General features: G+C 63.8%; 18 protein-coding genes. 14 read left to right on the top strand and 4 right to left on the bottom strand.

Going from position 1 to position 19,794, the window contains the following annotated elements:
- Positions 1–72 precede the first annotated feature (72 nt).
- The 9 genes from AO692_RS17805 to AO692_RS17845 are packed head-to-tail and all read left to right on the top strand — an operon-like array spanning position 73 to position 9,538.
- Positions 73–1,140 carry an ABC transporter ATP-binding protein gene (locus tag AO692_RS17805; protein WP_054311415.1) on the top strand — a complete coding sequence of 356 codons (1,068 nt, stop codon included), beginning with the start codon at positions 73–75 and terminating at the stop codon, positions 1,138–1,140.
- Positions 1,137–2,042 (top strand): ABC transporter permease, encoded by a 906-nt coding sequence (locus AO692_RS17810; RefSeq protein ID WP_244483396.1) that lies wholly within the window; start codon positions 1,137–1,139, stop codon positions 2,040–2,042. Before AO692_RS17805 ends, AO692_RS17810 begins: the two co-directional genes overlap by 4 nt.
- A complete protein-coding gene (locus AO692_RS17815; protein WP_054311397.1) occupies positions 2,042–2,857 on the top strand; it encodes an ABC transporter permease in 816 nt (271 codons plus the stop codon). Before AO692_RS17810 ends, AO692_RS17815 begins: the two co-directional genes overlap by 1 nt.
- Positions 2,854–3,798, top strand: a complete 945-nt coding sequence (locus AO692_RS17820) for a hydroxymethylglutaryl-CoA lyase (RefSeq protein ID WP_054311398.1) — start codon at positions 2,854–2,856, stop codon at positions 3,796–3,798. Before AO692_RS17815 ends, AO692_RS17820 begins: the two co-directional genes overlap by 4 nt.
- Complete coding sequence (locus AO692_RS17825) at positions 3,791–4,543, top strand: enoyl-CoA hydratase/isomerase family protein (RefSeq protein WP_244483397.1); 753 nt, start codon at positions 3,791–3,793, stop codon at positions 4,541–4,543. Before AO692_RS17820 ends, AO692_RS17825 begins: the two co-directional genes overlap by 8 nt.
- The gene (locus tag AO692_RS17830; protein WP_054311399.1) at positions 4,540–5,727 is read left to right on the top strand and encodes a CoA transferase; all 1,188 of its coding nucleotides are present in this window, start codon (positions 4,540–4,542) and stop codon (positions 5,725–5,727) included. Before AO692_RS17825 ends, AO692_RS17830 begins: the two co-directional genes overlap by 4 nt.
- Entirely contained in the window at positions 5,727–6,497 is a 771-nt protein-coding gene (locus AO692_RS17835; RefSeq protein ID WP_054311400.1) for an enoyl-CoA hydratase/isomerase family protein, read from the top strand. The genes AO692_RS17830 and AO692_RS17835 overlap by 1 nt, the downstream gene beginning before the upstream one ends.
- Positions 6,498–6,509: 12 nt before the next feature.
- Positions 6,510–7,889: an aminotransferase gene (locus AO692_RS17840; RefSeq protein ID WP_054311401.1), complete on the top strand. Its 1,380-nt coding sequence runs from the start codon at positions 6,510–6,512 to the stop codon at positions 7,887–7,889.
- Positions 7,862–9,538 (top strand): amidohydrolase, encoded by a 1,677-nt coding sequence (locus tag AO692_RS17845; protein WP_054311402.1) that lies wholly within the window; start codon positions 7,862–7,864, stop codon positions 9,536–9,538. The genes AO692_RS17840 and AO692_RS17845 overlap by 28 nt, the downstream gene beginning before the upstream one ends.
- 114 nt (positions 9,539–9,652) lie before the next feature.
- Here the strand turns inward: AO692_RS17845 and AO692_RS32325 are convergent, their stop codons facing one another.
- Complete coding sequence (locus AO692_RS32325) at positions 9,653–12,025, bottom strand: aminotransferase class III-fold pyridoxal phosphate-dependent enzyme (RefSeq protein ID WP_161808086.1); 2,373 nt, start codon at positions 12,023–12,025, stop codon at positions 9,653–9,655.
- A 136-nt stretch (positions 12,026–12,161) separates the two neighbouring features.
- Here AO692_RS32325 and AO692_RS17855 point away from each other — a divergent pair, with 136 nt between their 5' ends.
- Complete coding sequence (locus AO692_RS17855) at positions 12,162–12,491, top strand: DUF3870 domain-containing protein (protein WP_054311403.1); 330 nt, start codon at positions 12,162–12,164, stop codon at positions 12,489–12,491.
- Here the strand turns inward: AO692_RS17855 and AO692_RS17860 are convergent.
- Both AO692_RS17860 and AO692_RS17865 read right to left on the bottom strand, forming a co-directional pair.
- Positions 12,414–13,409 (bottom strand): nitronate monooxygenase family protein, encoded by a 996-nt coding sequence (locus AO692_RS17860; RefSeq protein WP_054311404.1) that lies wholly within the window; start codon positions 13,407–13,409, stop codon positions 12,414–12,416. The two genes, AO692_RS17855 and AO692_RS17860, sit on opposite strands and share 78 nt — an antisense overlap.
- Positions 13,406–15,046, bottom strand: a complete 1,641-nt coding sequence (locus tag AO692_RS17865; RefSeq protein WP_054311405.1) for an AMP-binding protein — start codon at positions 15,044–15,046, stop codon at positions 13,406–13,408. The genes AO692_RS17860 and AO692_RS17865 overlap by 4 nt, the downstream gene beginning before the upstream one ends.
- A gap of 533 nt (positions 15,047–15,579) precedes the next feature.
- Between AO692_RS17865 and AO692_RS17870 the strand changes: the two genes are divergently transcribed.
- Positions 15,580–16,425 carry an alpha/beta hydrolase gene (locus AO692_RS17870; RefSeq protein WP_200911755.1) on the top strand — a complete coding sequence of 282 codons (846 nt, stop codon included), beginning with the start codon at positions 15,580–15,582 and terminating at the stop codon, positions 16,423–16,425.
- Positions 16,426–16,509: 84 nt separating this feature from the next.
- Here the strand turns inward: AO692_RS17870 and AO692_RS17875 are convergent, their stop codons facing one another.
- Positions 16,510–17,271 (bottom strand): IclR family transcriptional regulator, encoded by a 762-nt coding sequence (locus AO692_RS17875; RefSeq protein WP_054311406.1) that lies wholly within the window; start codon positions 17,269–17,271, stop codon positions 16,510–16,512.
- Between the two features lie 126 nt (positions 17,272–17,397).
- Between AO692_RS17875 and AO692_RS17880 the strand changes: the two genes are divergently transcribed.
- The 3 genes from AO692_RS17880 to AO692_RS17890 all read left to right on the top strand — a co-directional run.
- Positions 17,398–18,114 carry a 3-oxoacid CoA-transferase subunit A gene (locus AO692_RS17880; protein WP_054311407.1) on the top strand — a complete coding sequence of 239 codons (717 nt, stop codon included), beginning with the start codon at positions 17,398–17,400 and terminating at the stop codon, positions 18,112–18,114.
- Complete coding sequence (locus AO692_RS17885; RefSeq protein ID WP_054311408.1) at positions 18,111–18,776, top strand: 3-oxoacid CoA-transferase subunit B; 666 nt, start codon at positions 18,111–18,113, stop codon at positions 18,774–18,776. The genes AO692_RS17880 and AO692_RS17885 overlap by 4 nt, the downstream gene beginning before the upstream one ends.
- A 1-nt stretch (position 18,777) precedes the next feature.
- Positions 18,778–19,794 (top strand): thiolase family protein (locus tag AO692_RS17890; RefSeq protein WP_054310056.1); only part of this gene is annotated, 1,017 nt, incomplete at its 3' end.

Raw genomic sequence — 19,794 nt, forward strand, 5'->3', positions numbered from 1 at the left:
TCGCAAGATGCGTTTTGGCTGCGTTCACGCTTGAGCGCGTAGCGAATGCCGACCGTTTACAAGGAGGCCGCGATGCCCGGCAGGGTCGAAATCCGAAACATCCGAAAAGCCTATGGCAGCTTTCTCGCACTCGATGACGTGTCGCTCGATATCGCGCCGGGCGAGTTCCTGACCCTGCTCGGTCCTTCGGGATCCGGCAAGACGACGCTTCTCAACGTGCTTGCGGGTTTTGTGCGTCCAGATTCCGGTTCTATCACCATCGACGGCGCCGAATTCCTGCTGCTGCCGCCGCACAAGCGCAATCTGGGCATGGTGTTCCAGAACTACGCGCTGTTCCCCCATATGAGCGTGCGCCGCAATGTCGGCTATCCGCTGCGTTTGCGCGGCGTGTCCGGAGCCGAACTCGACCGGCGTGTCGAGGAAGCGCTCGGCCTTGTCCAGATGGCGCATCTCGCCGACCGTGGCGTCAACGCGCTTTCGGGCGGCCAGCGCCAGCGCGTGGCGCTGGCACGCGCCATCGTCTTCGAACCCTCGATCTTGCTGATGGACGAGCCGCTTTCGGCACTCGACAAGAAACTGCGCGAGCACATGCAGCTCGAACTGAAGCGGCTGCATGACCGGTTGGGAACGACCACGGTCTATGTCACGCACGACCAACGCGAGGCGTTGACGCTCTCGGATCGCATCGCGGTGGTGAACGGCGGCAAAATCGTGCAGCTCGGAACGCCGGATGAAATATACGACCGCCCGAAGAACAAGTTCGTGGCGGACTTCATCGGCGAGACCCGTTTCCTGCCCGTGGAGACCGGCGCATCCGGCGCGCTTCTCTATGGCCGTCCGCTCAGGACGCGCGACGACTGGAAAGGCGCAACCGGCGAAAAACCATGGCTTGTCATCCGTCCCGAGCGGCTGCGCTGGAAAGGGGACGAATCCCAGACAGCGAACCGCATCGAGGCTGAGACAACCGATATCATCTACCAGGGTGACAGCTACCTGATCACGGTTCGCATGCCTGACGGTGCCGAGCTTGACCTGCGTCGCGGCCCCGACCTCGGTGGCAAGGACCTGCCGGAACGCGGGCAGCCGATCCAGCTATGGCTCGATCGCGAACACACGATCCTGGTGGCGGACAAGTCATGACGATGGTGCTCAATCATCCGGGCATCGCGGATGCCGACCACAACGCGGATGCCTTGAAGCGCCAAGGCAGTCGCGAACGCCGTGTGCTGGCCTCGCTGACGCTGCCGGGCGCGATCCTGATCTTCCTTGTCCTGATCCTGCCGATCGGCTGGCTGTTCTGGCTTTCCTTCTTCGGACCTTCCGGGGAGCCGACGCTGGAAAACTATACGCGCATGCTGAAGCCCATCTATGTGCGCACCTTTATCTCAACCTTCGAGGTGGCGGGCCTGGTGACGCTGGTCTGCGTGCTTCTCGGCTACCCGGTTGCCTATCTCCTGTCACAGCTTTCCGAGCGTACCGCGGGATTGCTGATGATTTTCGTGGTGCTGCCATTCTGGACTTCGGTGCTGGTGCGTACCTATGCCTGGCTCGTGCTTCTCCAGCGCACCGGGCTGGTGAACACGTGGCTGATCGATGCCGGGGTGATCTCCACACCGCTGCCGCTGGTCCACAACATGCTCGGCACCGTGATCGGCATGGTGCATGTCATGCTGCCGTTCCTGATCCTGCCGCTCTATGCTTCGATGCGGGCGATCGACTCGGTCTATATGCGCGCTGCAGCCAATTGCGGGGCCACGCCCTCGCAAGCTTTCCGCCAGGTCTTCCTGCCGATGTCGCTGCCCGGGCTTGCAGCCGGCGTCGCCCTTGTCTTCGTGCTCTGCCTCGGCTTCTTCGTCACGCCGGCGCTGCTCGGTGGCGGACGCGTCGCGATGTGGGCGATGCAGATCGCCAACAACATCTCCGTCTATGGCAATTGGGGTGCGGCGAGCGCGCTCGGCGTCGTGCTCCTGGTGGTCACAGGCATCATCCTCTACGTCTTCAAACGGCTGTTCAGGGTCGACAGTTTCGAGGGCGTGCGCTGATGCTCCACCGCCCCGCGACAGAAACCCAGATCACGCATTTCCAGAGGCTTTGGCTGTACATGCTGGTGGCGCTGGTCTTCGCCTTCCTGATCATTCCCTGCCTGATCGTCATCCCGATGTCCTTCTCAGGCAGCAAATATCTGGAGTTTCCGCCCAGAAGCTGGAGCCTGCAGTGGTATGAGGCCTATCTCGGCTCGTCCGAGTGGCGCGCGGCCACCTTCGTGTCGCTGCGCGCAGCGCTGCTGACGACCATCTTTGCAACGACCTTCGGCACGCTGGCGGCCTATGGGATTTCACGGGCCTATGGGGCGGCCTCGTCGCTGGCCCGCGGCGTCTTCATGCTGCCGATGCTGGTACCGCTGATCCTCGTCGCCATTGGCTGCTTCCTCGTCTACGCCAAGATCGGCCTCAACGGCACGACGACCGGCCTGGTCATGGCGCACACGGTTCTGGCGTTGCCCTTTGTGGTCATCGCGGTGCTGAGCGGCCTTGCCAGCTATGACATGAACCAGGAGCGTGTCGCCCAAAGCCTCGGCGCTTCCCGTCCCTGGGCGTTTCTCACCGTGACGCTACCGCAGATTCGTCTTTCGGTGATGTCGGGTGCGCTTTTCGCCTTCGTCACCTCCTTCGACGAGGTCGTGATCGCGCTGTTCATCTCCGGCGGGCAGAACGCGACGCTGACCCGGCTGATGTTCGCCAACATCCGCGATCAGATCGATCCGACGGTTGCCGCGATTTCCTCGCTGCTGATCGGGCTTTCGATAATCCTGCTGGTCGGCTCGCACTTGCTGCGCGGCCGGGAGGATCGCAAATGAGCGCCGATGTCGTCATCTGCGAATGCTTCGCGCGCGACGGCCTGCAGCACGAGCCTGATTTTGTCGCTACCGCCGACAAGATCGCGTTGATCGACGCGTTCACCGAAGCAGGTTTCCCGCGCATCGAAGCGACGAGCTATTCGCATCCCGGCAAGGTGCCGGCTTTTGGCGACGCGGGCGACTTGCTCGCCGGCATTCGGCGGCGTCCCGGCGTCTATTACAAGGCAACTGTGCCGAACCTGACCGGCGTCGAACGGGCGATGGCTGATCTCGCCGCCGGACGTGGCGCCAATGAGGTGAGCCTGCTTGCCTCGGCCACCGAAGCCCACACGCAGCGCAACCTCGGCACATCGCGCGAGGGCCAGTGGGCGCGTATTGTCGAGATGGTCGAAGCAGCAGGCGACCGGTTTCGGCTCGTCGGTGTCATCTCGGTCGCCCTCGGCTGCCCGTTCGAGGGTGAGGTTCCACCGGAGCGCGTCGTCGAGGACGTACTGCGCTTCGCAAAGCACGGCGTCGGGATCGTCACGATCGGCGACACCACCGGGCTCGGTACACCAGTCAAGGTCGGGCAGCTCTTTCGTCTTCTGGCTGAAGCGGCCCCCAATGTGATCTGCGTCGGTCATTTCCACGATACGCGTGGTGTCGGCATCGCCAACTGCGTCGCGGCCTACGAAGCCGGCTGTCGCCATTTCGATTCATCCTTCGGCGGCGTCGGCGGCCATCCGACGAAGATCCGCTACGGCTCGGGCCGTGCCGGCAATGTGGCCACTGAAGACCTGGTCAATCTGTTCGAGATGGACGGCATTTCGACCGGGCTCGATCTCGACAAGGTGATGGTCGCCTCGCGCCTCTGCGAGCAGGTGCTTGGGCGTCAGCTCGACAGCAAGGTGGCGCGGGCAGGGTTCGCGGCATCGGTTGCCGGGGTCCACGAGAATGCGTGAAAGGATCGATATGCCGGACTGCATCATTGTCGAGGACCGGGATGCCGTGCGGATCATCCGCATGAACCGGCCTGACAAGCTCAATGCCCTTAACACGGAACTGACACAGGGCGTGCTCGATGCGTTGAACGCGGTAGATGGCGACGATGCAGTCCGCGCAGTCGTGCTTGCCGGTGAAGGCAAGGGGTTCTGCGCCGGCGCCGATCTGTCCGAATTCAAGGATCTGACGCCGGACCAGCAGCATCGCGTACTGACCCGTGCCGATCTGACCTGCCGGCTCCAATCCAGGTTGCAGGAGATGAAGAAGCCTGTCGTCTCGGCTGTACAGGGGGCAGCAGTGGGCGGTGGCGCCGGCCTGGCGATCGGTTGCGACATGATGGTGGCCGGAGCCGACCTAAAATTCGGCTATCCCGAACTCAAGCACGATATCGTGCCGGCCCTCGTCATGACCGGGCTGCAGCGGCAGCTCGGACGCAAGGCTGCCTTCGAGATGGTGAGCCTTGGCCGGCTGATCGGCGCCGAGGAGGCACAGGCGCTCGGCCTCGCCAATCGTGTCGTTCCCAAGGACGCCGTGATCGACACCGCGCTGGAGATCGCAAACCAGTGGGCGAAGGCAAATCCGATGGCGATGGCCGCCGCCAAGGCGCTGTTCTATCGGGTCGCCGATCTGCCTTTCGATGCCGCCATGGCCGCCGGACGCGACGTCAACGCGCTGATGCGCGGCTTCCGGAGGACTGAAAAGTGAAGCCCCTCGACGGCATCCGCATCCTCGATTTCAGCCGCGTGCTCGCGGGGCCGATGGCAACGCAGATCCTGGCGGAACTCGGCGCTGAGGTGATCAAGATCGAGCGGCCGGGCAGCGGCGACGAGACGCGCTCGTTCGAGCCGCGCGTGGACAGCGGCGACAGCGGCTATTTCTTCGCCTTCAACCGGGGCAAGAAATCGGTGACGCTCAACCTCAAGTCGCCACACGGTCAGTCGATCGCCCGTTCGCTGACGCAGAAGGCGGACGTTGTCGTCGAAAACTTCCTGCCGGGAGAGATGGCGCGGTTCGGGCTCGGCTACGAACAGCTTTCGGGTGACAATCCCAAGCTCGTCTACGTGTCCTGCACCGGCTTCGGGCAGACTGGTCCCTACAGCGAGCGCAATGGTTACGACACCATCTTCCAGGCGCTTTCGGGCGTCATGGCACTGACCGGCCATCCGGATGGGGCACCTGCCAAGGTCGGCGTGCCTTTCGCCGATCTCTCATCCGGTCTGTGGATCGCCATCTCCGTCCTGGCAGGCATTGCCGGGCGTGCGCAGTCGGGACGCGGGACCCATGTCGATCTGTCGATGCTCGACGTGCAGGTCTCGATGCTGACCATCGCCGCTGCCCGCTGGTTCCTGCTCGGCGAAGATCCCAGGCGCACCGGCACCGAACATCCGGGGCGTGTTCCTTCCGCCGCCTTCGAATGCGCGGACGGAGGTTGGCTGCATATTTCCGGTTCCGATCAGCATTGGGCGGCGATCTGTGCGGTGCTCGGTCTCGATGCGCTCGCGGCGGACCGGACACTGGACCGCAATTCCGAACGTGTCGTCCAGCGCGAGCGGGTCATGGCGGCGATGACGGCGGCAATCGCTGGGCGTGAACGCGATGACCTTGCCGAAGCGCTGCGGGCCGCCAACGTGCCGGCTGGCGAGGTCAACAGCGTCGCCGAGATCCTTGCCGACAGCCATGTCGGCGCGAGGGGCATGGTCGCCGCTTTCGAACATCCCAGGGCCGGCAAGGTTGGCGCGCTGCGCACTCCGGTCAGACTGTCCGGCTACGACGAGATCTCGGTCGGTGTGCCACCGGTGCTCGGTGCCGACACGGAGATTGTGCTCGGCGAGATGCTCGGCTTGCAGGCCGAGGAAATAGACAGATTGCGTGGCGAAGGAGTGATCTGATGTCGGGACCGGTCAAGGTCAAGCGTGAGGGAGCGGTCGCCCGCGTCGTTCTTTCGCGATCGGAGGCGCGCAACGCGCTCAATCTGCCAATGTGCCAAGGCTTGACCGAGGCTTTCAGGGCGATCGACCGCGACCACGATATCCGCGTTGTGATCATCGAAGGAGAGGGACCGGTGTTCTGCGCCGGCGCCGACCTCAAGGAGCGCAAGGGACGCGACGCGGCCTGGATCCGCCAGCGCCGGCTCGCCTCCTTCGAAGCCTATTCGATGATCGAACGCTGCACGCGGCCGGTGATCGCGCTGGTGCAGGGACCGACAGTCGGTTCGGGTGGCGAGATCGCCATGAGCTGCGATTTCATTGTCGCGGCAAGCGATGCGAGCTTCCGTTTCCCCGAGGCGCATTGGGGAACGGTCGGCGCCACGCAACGACTGCAGCGCGTCGTCGGCGTGTCGCGCGCCAAGGAACTGCTCTACACCGGCCGCGAGATGCCGGCCGGGGAAGCCTACGCACTCGGTATGGTGGCCCGGCTGACGGAGCCTGCGAAGCTTGGCGAAGAGGGCACGACGATCGCGCTCAAGATCGCCGAGGCGCCACCGCTCTCGATCGCGCTGACAAAACAGTCCGTCGATCTCGGTTCGCGGACAGACCTCGATTCAGGCATCCGCATCGAACTCGCCGCGATCGAACGCGTGCTTGCCGACAATGGCTGGAAGAACGGCGTCGACCGCTTCCTGCAGAATGTGGGCAACGGCACCGCCGACGCCAGCTAAACATCAGGAGACATGACCATGCTCGCCAATTCCGCTGCCGCTCGCGACATCCGCTATCAGATACATTCGCAGACCAACATCCGCCAGCACGAGAAGGACGGTCCGCTGATCATCACGCGCGGCGAGGGCGCCTATATCTATGACGACAGCGGCAACCGTTACCTGGATGCCATGTCGGGCCTGTGGTGCGTGTCGCTTGGCTATTCCGACACCTCTATCAAGGAGGCGGTGAAGGCGCAGATCGATGAGCTGCCTTATTTCCATTTGTTCGCGCACCGCTCCAACAACCCGTCGATCGATCTCGCCGAGAAGCTGATCCAGAATTCGCCCGGCATGTCCCGTGTCGTCTTCCAGTGCTCGGGTTCGGAAGCGAATGACACCGCCGTCAAGCTGATCTGGTATTACTGGAACGCGCTCGGCCGGCCGGAGAAGAAAAAGATCATTGCCCGCAAGCGCGCCTATCACGGCACCGGCATTGCGTCCGGCAGCCTCACCTTCCTGCCGAACATCCATCGCGAGTTCGATCTGCCGATCGACCGCTTCCTGCATGTGACCTGCCCGCATTATTATCGCGAGGGGCTGCCCGGCGAGAGCGAAGCCGATTTCGTCAGGCGGATGGCGGATGAACTCGAGCAACTGATCCTTGCGGAAGGCCCGGAAACCGTCGGCGGCTTCTTCGCCGAACCGGTGATGGGCACCGGCGGTGTCGTCATGCCGCCCGAAGGCTACTTCGAAGCCATCCAGGCGGTGCTCGACAAATATGAGGTGCTGACGGTTTCCGATGAGGTCATCTGCGGTTTCGGACGCACCGGCACCTACTGGGGTGCGGAAGCGGTCGGCTACAAGCCCGACATGATCACCTGCGCCAAGGCACTGTCTTCCGCCTATCTGCCGATCTCCGCCGTCATCGTGTCGGAAAAGATCGTCGATGCCATGCGCGAGCAGTCCGACAAGGTCGGCGTCTTCGGCCATGGCTACACCTATGGCGGCCACCCGGTCTGCGCGGCAGCCGCGCTCGCTTCGCTCAACCGCTACGAGGAACTCGACACCACCCGCAACGCGCGCGAGACCGGAGCCTATTTCCAGAAACGGCTTGCCGAACTGAAGGACCATCCGGTCGTCGGCGAGGTGCGCGGCATCGGGCTGATGGCCGGCGTCGAGCTGGTCAGCGACAAGAAAACCAAGGCGCCGTTCGACGCGTCGGTCGGGGCGGCTGCGGCCTGTTCGCGCTTTGCGCTCGAATGTGGCCTCGTCACCCGCAATCTCGGCGAGACCATGTCGTTTTCACCGCCCTTGATCGTGACGCCCAAAGAAATCGACATCATCGTCGACACGTTCCGGGAAGCGCTCGACCAGACGCTGGCATGGGCCAACGCCAAGGCCGCGGCCTGATCGATCGGCCAGAGCACATGAACATCAAGACGCTTTTCATCAACGGCGCGATCCGGACCATGGATCCGGCGCGCCCGACAGCCGAGGCGATTGCAATCGATGCCTCGGGTCGCATTCTTGCCCTCGGCACGACAGCCGAGCTTCGGGGCCTTGCCGGCCCCGATACCACGGTCGTCGATCTTGGCGGACGCTTCGCCATGCCGGGGATCGTCGACTTTCACATGCACGTCATTTCCGGCATGACGACGCGGCTGCGCTCCTTTGCCATCGACGCCGGTGACGACTTCGAGGCCGTGCAGACGCGGGTGCGCAAGGCAGCCGAAGGCAAACCGGAAGGTGCGTGGCTCACCGGCAGCGCTTATGGCGCGACGGCACTGGCCGACATCGAGAAGCTCGGCACCGAGGCCAAGCGGCTGCTCGACGAGGCAAGCGGCGGCCGCCCCGTGCTTCTTACCCATGGCAGCCTGCACGGCGCCTTCGCCAACGGTGCGGCGCTTGCCGCTGCGGGCATTGACGCCTCCACAGCTGACCCTGCCGGCGGCCGTATTGTGCGCGTCGACGGCGAGGCGACCGGCCTGCTCGAGGAAAGCGCGATGTGGATCGTCGATGGCGCCGTCCCGGCACTCGGCGACGGCGAGATCGTGGACGTGGCACGCGCGGCCGTCGGTTACTTCAACTCGGTCGGCGTCACCGGCTTCTCCGACGCGCAGTCGACGCCGGAAATGGTCGCTGCCTTCCGCGCCCTCGACGATGCCGGCGACCTCTCGACTTGGGCCGGATTCCACCTGTCCGCCAGCCGCACCTGTTCGACCTGGTCGAAGGAGGCGGAAGATTTCCTGACGCGCCATGAATCGGCCTGCGGCCCGCATATGGTGGCTGGCAATGCCAAAATCTTCCTCGACGGCGTACCGTCGCTGAAGACCGCGGCAATGATCGCGGCCTATCCCGGCACGAACGAACATGGCGAAATGTACCTGTCGCCGGACGAACTCTTCGCCGAGATCGCTGCGCATGACCGGCAAGGCATCGGCGTGAAGGTCCATGCGGTGGGCGATGCCGCCATATGCCGTGTGCTCGACGCCGTCGAACGGGTCCGCGCCGAAAACGGTGACAATGGCCCATGGCACCACATCGCGCATGGCCAATATATCCCGCATGAGGATATCCCGCGCATGAAGCGGCTGCGGGTCATCGCCGACCTCAATCCGCCGATGTGGTTCGTCAACCATGCAAGCCTCGCGCATGAACGCGTTGTCGGCAAGGAACGCTACGCCACGGTCTGGCCGATCCGCACCATGCTGGAAGCCGGCGTAACGATGGCGGTCGGGTCCGACTGGATGACGGTCTTCCCGGAGCTGAACCCATGGCAATCGCTGGCCGGGCTGCTCACCCGCGCGGATCCCTCGGGCCGGTTGCCGGGTGTGCATTCGCCGCTCGAGGCCATCACGCTCGACCAGGCGCTGCCATTGATGACGCGCAACGGCGCGCAAGGAATGGGCCTTGGCGACCGGACGGGTCAATTGGCGCCAGGCTTCTCGGCTGACTTCATCGTGCTCGACCGCGATCTCCACGCCGTGGAGCCGCGCGCCATTGCCGGCACGAAAGTGCTGAAGACCTTCTTCGAAGGCAGGGAAGTCTACGCCGCCTGACCGGCCAGTTGGGATTGCTGCACGAAAACAAAAACCCGCCGGAGTCCATCCGGCGGGTTTTTTGTTTGCTCATTACCAGTCCCGGAGGAGCCCGGGGGCTGTCCAGCTTTCGTTTCACCCGACCTTGGCCAAGGCCTTGTCGAGTGCGTCGACGAGCATGTCGGCGTTCTCGCGCGAAAACACCATGGGCGGGCGAATCTTCAGGAGGTTCCTGCCGGCGCCAGTAAGACCGACCAGCACGCCGCGTGTAAGCAGGTCCTCGATCACGGCGCGCGCTTTCGATGGCGACGGCTTGTCTCCCTCGACGATCTCCACGCCGGCGAAAAGACCGGTACCGCGGACGTCGCCGATTGCAGCGTGTCGGCCCATCAGGCCGGCGAGGTTTTCGCGCAGATAGGTGCCAATATGGAGTGCATTCTCCTGCAGCTTTTCTTTCTCGATGACATCGAGCACGGCGAGGCCGGCGGCGGCTGCGACCTGGTTGCCGCCGAAAGTGTTGAAGTAGCGCTGGGTCTGCAGGAAGCCTTCGACCAGCGAGCGGCGCGCGACGACGACGCCCAATGGAATGCCGTTGCCCATCGGCTTGCCCATGGTAACGATGTCGGGAACGAGCCCGGCGTGCTGGAAGCCCCAGAAATCGGTGCCGGTGCGGCCGAGAGCGGTCTGCACCTCATCGGCGATGATGAGGCCGCCAGCGCGGCGAATCTCCGCAATGGCCGGATCGAGATAGCCGGCCGGCACCGAATAGAGACCATCGGATGCGAAGACCGGGCAGACGAAGAAGGCGGCTGGATGATGTCCCCGCTTCGCCAGTCCTGCGATGCTTTCAGCATAGCTGGCGGCATAATCGCTTGAGGACAGCGCCTTGCCGTTGCCTCCGGCAGCTCCTGCGAAACGTGGGGCGGTCACGGTGCCGATCCAGGGTTCGAGCCGGTCATGCGGAAGCGTTGCCGTATCGAGCGCGCCGATGATGGTGGAGTTGCCATGGAAGGCAGCGTCGGTAACGAGGGCACCCGTGCCTCCGGTGTTGGCGGTGGCGATCCGCCAGGCAAGCTCATTGGCTTCGGTGCCCGAGCAGACGAACATGGCCGTGTCGAGATGGTCCGGCATGGTGGCCGTCAGCCGCTCGGCATAGTGGACGATCAGCTCGCTCGGATAGCGGGTGTTGGAATTGAAGACCTGCACCTGCCTTGCCACCGCATCGGCGACATGCGGGTGACAGTGACCGACATGCGGCACGTTGTTATAGGCGTCGAGGTATCGCTTTCCGTGCGCATCGGTTACCCAGATGCCTTCGCCTTTCACGGGCATGAAGGGCTGCTGGTAGAACTCTCTGTATATCGGTCCCATGGCCTTCCGGCGCCGTGCCATCAGGTCTTCGTAGGCCTGATCGGTTGAGGCTGAACGGGGTGCTGCTGCAAGCGCGGTCATGGCTTTCTCCAGATGTTCTGTGGCGTGTTCGGGACGGATCGCGAGAGCGCGCGACAGTGCCTCCCATCCCATTTCGGAAATGTCGGCCCGGTAGGGCGATGGTCCGCCTGACGTGGCGCTGCGCCAGGCAGCGATGATCTCGCGGGACAGAAGCCGCATCTTCACGAGATCGAAGAGGACGGCGACTTCGGCGTGTTCAAGCGGCATCGTGGTGGCATAGGCGGACAGGAACTCGGAAGCGACGCCGAGAAGATCCGGCTCGCGGTAGAGCTGGTGGGCGATCGCGATCGCCGCCTCGTTGACGAGGCAGGTCTCAACCATATCGCCGAAGTCTATGATGCCGGCGATCGCGCCCGAACGCGGGTCGCGCATGATGTTGTTCTGGTGGATGTCGTTGTGGATCACCTGCCTGCGCAGCCCGGCAAAGGCCGGCACGACACGGGCCTTGAAATTGGCCATGACCGTCTCGGCGATCGCTCGACGCCTGGGATCGGCGATGTGGTGGATACGATCTTCGAGCGCTGCGGCGTGGCGCAGGTCCCAGATCATGTCCGTCGGACCGCCGGAATGCCGGAAGCCGGAGAGCGCGCGATCCAGCCGACCGGCGAGCCGACCCGCATCGCATCGGAAGCTTGGTGTGGCGCGAAAGTCGAGCGCCGGCTCGCCGGTCAGATGCGTCACGAGCCGTGCCATGAAGACCGCGCCGTCATGGTGCACGGGTACGATCGTCGCCCCCTCCTGCGAGGTGACCGTGCGTGGCACCGGCAGCGCCGGATCGGCCGTTGCGATATGGTCGAGCGCGGCATTCTGGAAGGCGAGCGCCTGCGCGGGCTCGGCTGCATTGGCGATCTTCAGCACATATTGGCGCCCGTCCGCGACCGTTACCTTCAGGTTCTGGTCGCGCTCGCCGGACAGGGGCTTGAACGTGCCGGACAACCCGTAGACGCCGAGCAGTCGCGTGAGTTCATCCGTGGCAAGTCGGGGAATACGAGCAGTCAGGATGCCACCTGCTTCCGTGCTGCGTTCCGCGGATTGTCGGGACCTGCTTTCCAGCATGCTCAAGCTCCTGATCTGGCACGGAAGTCGTTCATGTGGCTGCCGCGTCGGCAGCATGTCGCAGCGCTGGCGAATGCGTTGACATGCCGGGTGTGATTGTTTCTTTTCGCGACAAACGAACCGGGAGGGAGATGACATGAGTGAGAACCGCACCGTGCTCGTCAGCGGCTATGCCCAGGCGCCGCGCGGTACCGGCATGTCGGAAACCATGACGTGGATCGGCGTCGTGCTGGAGATCGACTTGCGTACCCACGAGATCGTCGCTGCCGACGCGACCTTCGTCACGGATCTGGCGCGCGACTTCTTCCGCCGTACGGTGCTGGGCTATCGCCTGACCGACGGGCTCGAAGGGCTGGCCGCGATGATCGAAAACCGTATCCATACGCCGTCAAAGAACTCCCTGCAGACTGCGCTCCAGGCGGCTTTCCAGCGCTATATCGAGGCCCGCCAGGCGGGCAAGGGTTGAGCGGTATTCCGCGATCAGGCGCAGCGTCAGGTCCTCGGCGCCGGGGAGATCGTCGATCAGACCAGCGCTCTGGCCAGCCTCGATCTTGCCGTTGGCGACATCGCCGTCGAGGGCGGCAAGCTTGAGCGAGCTTGCGGCAAAGATCGCGCGGCGTGCCTCGATATCGGAGCCGGCGGCTTCGGCCTCGAGGAACCGCGCGGAGAAATCGTTGCAGACCATGCGGATCGGGCTCATGCCGGCGCCGACCAGCGCCGTGTCGGCAATCCCGGCGGCGAGGACCTTCTGCTTGTAGGCCTCGTGCACGGTCGCCTCCTTCGTGGCGAGATAGCGCGTGCCAAGCTGTACCGCGTCCGCGCCGAGCGCGAGCATGGCGACGATGCCTGCGCCATCGGCGACGCCGCCGCCAGCGATCAGGATTGCCTCCGGCGCTGCCTTGGCGATGGCGCGGACCAGCACCAGCGTCGAGACCTGCTCCGGCGGCGGATGACCGCCGGCTTCGCCGCCGACCGCGACGATGGCGTCAATACCCGCCTCGAGTGCTTTCAGCGCGTGCGTCTCGGAGGCGACGACGTGGATGCATTTGATGCCGGCGGTTTGGAAGCGGCCGAGGTATTTCTTCGGGCCGCCCTGCGATGCGATGAGGATAGGCGCCTCTTCCTCGATGACGATGTCGAGGATTTCGTCGGCCTGCGGCCGATAAAGCGGTACGTTGACGGCGAAGGGCTTGTCGGTTGCAGCTTTCAATGTCCGCAACGCTTTGCGGAAATCCTCGACGAACATCGGGCCGGCGGCAAGTACGCCGAGCCCGCCGGCATTGGAAACGGCGGCGGGCAGCGCCGGGTTCGACGAAGCCCAGCTCATTCCTGCCTGGACGATCGGGTGAGCGACGCCGAACGTCCTGGTGAAGCGGGTGGTCACGAAGCCTTCTCCCTTTCGTCGAGGCCGAAATGCCGTTTGGCGTGCTCGATCAGCAGGCGCTTGGGTACCTTCGAGCTGGCGGTCAGCCCGACGATGTCGAAGCTTTCGACGACGGCGAGATATTTCGGCAGCTTGAAGCCGGCGAGCCGTGACTTGGCCCAGGCCAGAACCTCGTCGGCCGTCACAGTCTCACCGTCGCGCGGCACGACATAGGCGCCGGGCACTTCGATGAGCCGTGGATCGGGCAATGCGAAGACCTGTGCCTGGCGGATCTTCGGATGGCCGATCAGCACATCCTCGACATCGGCCGGCGCGACATTCTCGCCGCCGACACGGATGATCTCCTTCAGGCGTCCGACAAAGGTGACGCGGCCGTCTTCGCGCATGACGCCCATGTCGCCGGTCTTGAGAAAACCGTCCGCAGTCATGGTTTCGCGCGTTGCCTGTTCGTCGCGGTAGTAGCCTTTCATCACGCACCAGCCGCGCACGCGGATTTCGCCCTTATGGCCGCAGGGCAGTTCGGCGCCGTTCGACGGGTCGCAGATGCGGACTTCCAGGCCGGGGTGCGGGCGCATCCAGCCGGCAATGCGCTCTTCCACCGGATCGGCGTGATCGGAGGCCATGATATTGGGTGAAGCCTCGGAGAGACCGTAGCCCGTGACGGTCTGGCCGGCGCCGAACTCCTCGACCGCACGACGCATGATGGCAGGGCTGATTGCCGCCCATCCACCGCGGAGCGTGTAGGAGCGCGGTTCGAAGTCCGGACTGCCCAGCATCATCAGATACATGGTGTCGTTGCCGGAGGTGAGGGTGCAGGCCTCTTCCCGGATCAGCCGGAGCGCTTCCTCGCCGGTGAAGCGGTGCATCGTCACCAGCGTGATGGCATGCACGGCGGACAGCACGACCGCGAGCGTCGAGCCGGCAACGTGGAAGAAGGGGCGGGCCGAAAGATAACGGTCGCCTTCGCGAGCGCCCATGCGCTTGCCGAGGAAATGGGCGTCGGTCACCATGTTGGCATGGGAGAGCAGCACCGCCTTCGGGAAAGACGTCGAGCCGGATGTGAACTGGATCAGCGCGACATTGTCCGGCTCGGGCAAGGGCGGGAGTTCGACGCCTTCACCCTTGGCGAGGAAGTCGGCATACAGCCTGCAAGTCGTCGGTGCTGCATCGCCGAGGACGACGACATCGGTCAGAAGCGGCAGCTCCGGCGAAGGAAGCGCCGTGTCTACCGTTGAGCAGACCTCGCGCAATACCGCGATGAAGTCGATCCTCAGCAGGCAGTCGACCGTGAGCAGCATCCGCGCATCGGCACGTTCGAGCTGCATGCGGATCTCGCCAGGCATCAACCGTGTGTTGACGGGCACGCAGACCGCGCCGACCCGCACGACACCGTGGAACAGGATTGCCCATTCGACGCTGTTGCCTGCACAAATCGCGACGTGGTCGCCGCTGCGAATGCCCGATGCGACAAGGCCACGGGCGACCTTGAGGCTTTCGGTTCGCAAACGCTCAAAACCAATCCGGTCACCATTGCCGACCAGGGCTTCCGTCAGTGGCCGCTTTAGTGCAGCTCGATCGAGCGCCTCACAGATGGTGGCTGGGATATCGGGAGAGCCCGACGGTTGCCGGTTCTGCATCTGGGTCACTGACCAGTCCTCCAAAACGAAAAACCGGCGGCTGCCGTGGCAAAGCGCCATGACATCCGCCGGTTTGAAATCCTTGAAAATCGCACCGCAGCCTTTTCGAGCGCGGTGCCAGGAAGTCTCCTAGCACCCGTTTGAATGACTCTCGATGCGCTGGATGTCAAGTCGGGGATTCGGCCGGCGTCCCGGTGTGTCCGGGCACAAGTTGTCCTCGTGCGATGAGCTGGATGCGTGGCATGGCTGAGATGGTTCGGGTCGTGGGGCACTGCCGTAGCAGTTGACATATAGTTGATAATGTGAACGATATAGTTCACATTATCAACCAAAATATTGCAAGGAGCAGTAACTTCTAGCCAACCAGCAGGAACACGTCTCCGGCGCGTACAGGGCCGAATGCACCCTGTTCCGTCGATGGTGGATTGTTGCCTGGCGATGGCCCGTTCGGTCCGCCAGCACGTCTTGTCCTAATTTTCACCCAGACCAGGAGAAAGCAGATGAGGGGAATGTCGCGAACTGGTTTTCTTTCCATGGCCCTATCAGCCATGTTGTTATCGGCGATGCCGACCATCGTCATGGCTGAGGAAGGCAAGCCGGCACAGACGGAAATCGTCACCACCAAGAACGTCGCCATCGAAGTGCTTGTCGAAGGCAAGGGGCCGGCTGTCGTCCTGCTGCCGTCGCAAGGCAGGGACAGTTATGGCGATTATGACCAGCTCTCGAAGACACTGGCTGCCGATGGCTTCAAGGTTCTCCGGCCCCAGCCACGCGGAATCGGCAAGTCGGTCGGCCCGATGAAGGGAGTGGATCTCTATGATTTCGCTGAGGACGTTGCCAATGTCATCGATGCTCTGGGCGATAAACGTGCCGTCGTCGCCGGTCATGCCTATGGCCATTTCGTTGCCCGCATGACCGCCACCCGTTACCCCGAAAAGGTGCGCGGTGTCGTCGTTGCCGCGGGTTCCGCCAGCGACACGGCAGAGCGCAATCCGCTTGTCTGGTGGGCCCCCGATTTCGCCGGCAACCTCAGCCTGCCGGACGAGCAACGCCTGGCTGCGCTGAAGGGCGCTTTCTTCGCGAAAGGCCACGACGCAACCGGCTGGCTGAAAGGCTGGTATCCGGAGGTCACCGCAATGCAGTCGGAAAAGCCGGTGCCGAGGAAGGTCTGGTGGGCAGCGGGTACCGCACCCATCCTGGAGATCATTCCCGAGGAAGATCCGTTCAAGCCGCGTGACCGCTGGGACGAGTTGCGCAAGCAGTTGGGCGAGCGCGTCACCACGGTCACTGTGGCCAACGCCTCGCATGCGCTGATGCCGGAGCAGCCTGCTGCTGTTGCCGAAGCCATCTCGAAATGGGCACACGATTTGCCGAAATAAGGCTGTTCCTCTTTTGCGGGTCTCTTCAGGGATCCGCAAAGATCGTGGCGGGTCGCTCGTGCGGGCCCCGTCGCGACTACTTTGTCAGCGCATCAGTTTGCGCAATTCCGCCTGGACGCTGATCATGCCCGGAAGATAGAGCCGTGCCATTTCTTCCGCTTCCGTACGCGAGGCCGCCACACCGACATTCATCGCCGCTACCGGCTGGCCACGCGAGTTGTAGAGCGGGATGGCGATCGAGCGCAGGCCCAGTTCGACTTCCTGGTCGACGATCGCATGACCTTGCAGTCTGACCCGTGCAAATTCTGCAACGAGCGCTTTTGGATCAGTAAGCGTATGGCTGGTTCGAGCCGGCAATGGCGCCTGCGAAAGGATTTCTCTGGCTGCAGTTTCAGACAAGGCGGCAAGCAACACGCGGCCCATCGAGGTGCAATAGGCGGGCAGGCGAGAGCCCGGCATCAGGCCGATCGACATCACTTTTCTTTGCGCCGCGCGCGCCACATAGACGATGTCGGTCCCGTCGAGGATCGAAACCGAAGAACTCTCGCCGAGCTGCTCGGACAGGCGGTCGAGCAAGGGCTGCACCAACTGCGGAAGCGGCATGGTGGCGAGGCAGGCCGTACCCAGGCGCAGCACCCGGGGCGTCAGGGTGAAGAACTTGCCGTCATAGTCGGCATAACCGAGATGGGCCAATGTCAGCAGGCAGCGCCGCGCGGTAGCCCGGTCAAGTCCGGAGGCCACAGAGACTTCCGATATCGACTGCCGCGGACGCTCGGCGGTGAAGGTCTCGATGACGGACAAGCCCTTGGCCAGGCCGCCCATGATGTCGCGTTCCATGAGAGACATTGCTTCACCCTATGCGCTTTGATTTGTGCGAATAGTCAACAAAATAATGATATCGCACAAATTGCATTGAAGGAACCCTCCATTGCCGCATACTGCAGCCGCCCTAAGCGGGAGGGAGAGGACAGCATGGACAAGACAGTGGCCGATCTTGCCGACGCGATAGCCGTTGTTGAGGACGGCGCAACCGTGATGATCGGCGGTTTCGGCGGTGCGGGTGCGCCGATCGAACTCATTCATGCGTTGATCGATCGTTTCCGGGCGACCGGCAGCCCGGGGAGGCTGACCGTGATCAACAACAATGCCGGCAACGGCCGCATCGGCATCGCCGCCATGATCGACGAGGGCATGGTGGCGAAGATGGTGTGTTCGTTCCCACGCTCGTCCGATCCGCGCGCCTTCACCGAGAAATATCTGGCCGGCGAGATCGAGCTGGAACTGGTGCCGCAAGGAACGCTTGCCGAGCGCATACGCGCCGGGGGCGCCGGCATCCCGGCATTCTATACGCCCACGAGCTACGGCACCGAACTCGCCGCCGGCAAGCCGGTCGCGGAATTCGAAGGCCGCAGCTATGTGCAGGAGCGCTGGCTGAAGGCCGATGTGGCATTGATCAAGGCTGAACTGGCCGACCGCCACGGCAATCTCACATACCGCAAGGCGGCGCGAAATTTTTCGCCGTTGATGGCAATGGCAGCCCGTACGACCGTGGTGCAGGCGCATGCGATCGTCGAGCCCGGTGCCATCGATCCCGAACAGGTGGTGACACCCGGGATATTCGTTGATCGCGTCGTCGAGGTCGGCGACGCCGCGCAGGAAGAGGCGCTGATCAGGCAGGAATACGCATGAAACTCACCAACGCCCAGATCGCCTGGCGGGCGGCGCAGGACATCGAAGACGGCGCCTATGTCAATCTCGGCATCGGCTTTCCCGAGATGGTGGCGCAGTTCCAGCCCTCCGGCCGCGCGGCGATCTTCCACACCGAAAACGGCATCCTCAATTTCGGCGAAGCGCCGGCGGCGGGAGACGAGGATTGGGATCTGATCAACGCCGGCAAGAAGGCGGTGACGTTGAAGCCGGGGGCCGCGTTCTTCCATCACGCCGACAGCTTCGCCATGGTGCGGGGCGGTCATCTCGATGTGGCGATCCTCGGTGCCTATGAGGTCGCCGAGACAGGCGATCTTGCCAATTGGAGCACAGGGCCGAAAGGGGTTCCGGCGGTGGGCGGCGCCATGGATCTGGTGCATGGTGCCAAGCGTGTCGCCGTCATCACGGACCACGTCACCAAGGACGGCAAACCCAAGCTGGTCAAGCGCTGCAGCCTTCCGCTTACCGGGGTCGGTTGCGTGACGCGTATCTACACCAGCCTTGCGGTCATCGACATCGTGAATTCCCGCTTCGTGCTGCGGGAAAAGCTGCCAACTCTCAGCCTTGACGAATTGCAGGCACTCACCGGCGCTGAGTTGCTGGTCGAAGGCGAAATCATCAACCTGAACGTTCCGGAAATCTAAGATGAGCGAAGCTTATATCTGCGACTATGTTCGCACGCCGATCGGCCGGTTCGGCGGGGTGCTTGCCTCGGTGCGTGCGGATGATCTCGGCGCGGAGCCGATCAGGGCGCTGGTGGCCCGCAATGCCGGTGTCGACTGGGATGCGGTCGACGATGTCTATTATGGCTGCGCCAACCAGGCCGGCGAGGACAACCGCAATGTCGCCCGCATGGCGCTGCTTCTGGCCGGCCTGCCGGTCTCGGTGCCGGGCTCGACGATCAACCGGCTGTGCGGCTCGGGCATGGATGCGGTGGCCATTGCCGCGCGCGCCATCAAGGCCGGCGAAGCCGAACTGATGATTGCCGGCGGTGTGGAATCGATGAGCCGCGCCCCCTTCGTCATGCCCAAGGCCGAGACGGCCTTCTCGCGCCATGCCGAAATCCACGACACCACCATCGGCTGGCGTTTCGTCAATCCGCTGATGAAGAAGCAGTACGGCATCGATTCCATGCCGGAGACCGGCGAGAACGTCGCCGAACAGTTCGGCGTCAGCCGGGCCGACCAGGATGCCTTTGCGGTGCGCAGCCAGGAGAAGGCGGTTGCCGCACAGGCCAATGGCCGGCTGGCCAGGGAGATCGTCCCCGTCACCATCCCGCAGAGGAAGGGCGATGCGATCGTGGTCTCCAAGGACGAGCACCCACGTGCCGGCACCACGGTGGAGACGCTGGCGAAGCTCGGAACGCCGTTCCGCAAGGAGGGCGGCACGGTGACGGCGGGCAACGCGTCGGGCGTCAATGATGGCGCGGCGGCGCTGATCGTGGCGTCGGAAGCTGCTGTCGCCAAATACGGGCTGACCCCGATCGCGCGTGTCCTGGGTGCTGCCACGGCCGGTGTCGAGCCCCGCATCATGGGCATCGGTCCGGTGCCGGCCACCCAAAAGCTCTGCGCCCGGCTCAACCTGACGCCGCAGGACTTCGATGTCGTCGAACTCAACGAGGCGTTCGCCGCGCAAGGCATCGCCGTACTGCGCGAACTTGGC

Source organism: Mesorhizobium sp. 1M-11 (assembly GCF_001303895.1).
Lineage (GTDB): Bacteria > Pseudomonadota > Alphaproteobacteria > Rhizobiales > Rhizobiaceae > Mesorhizobium.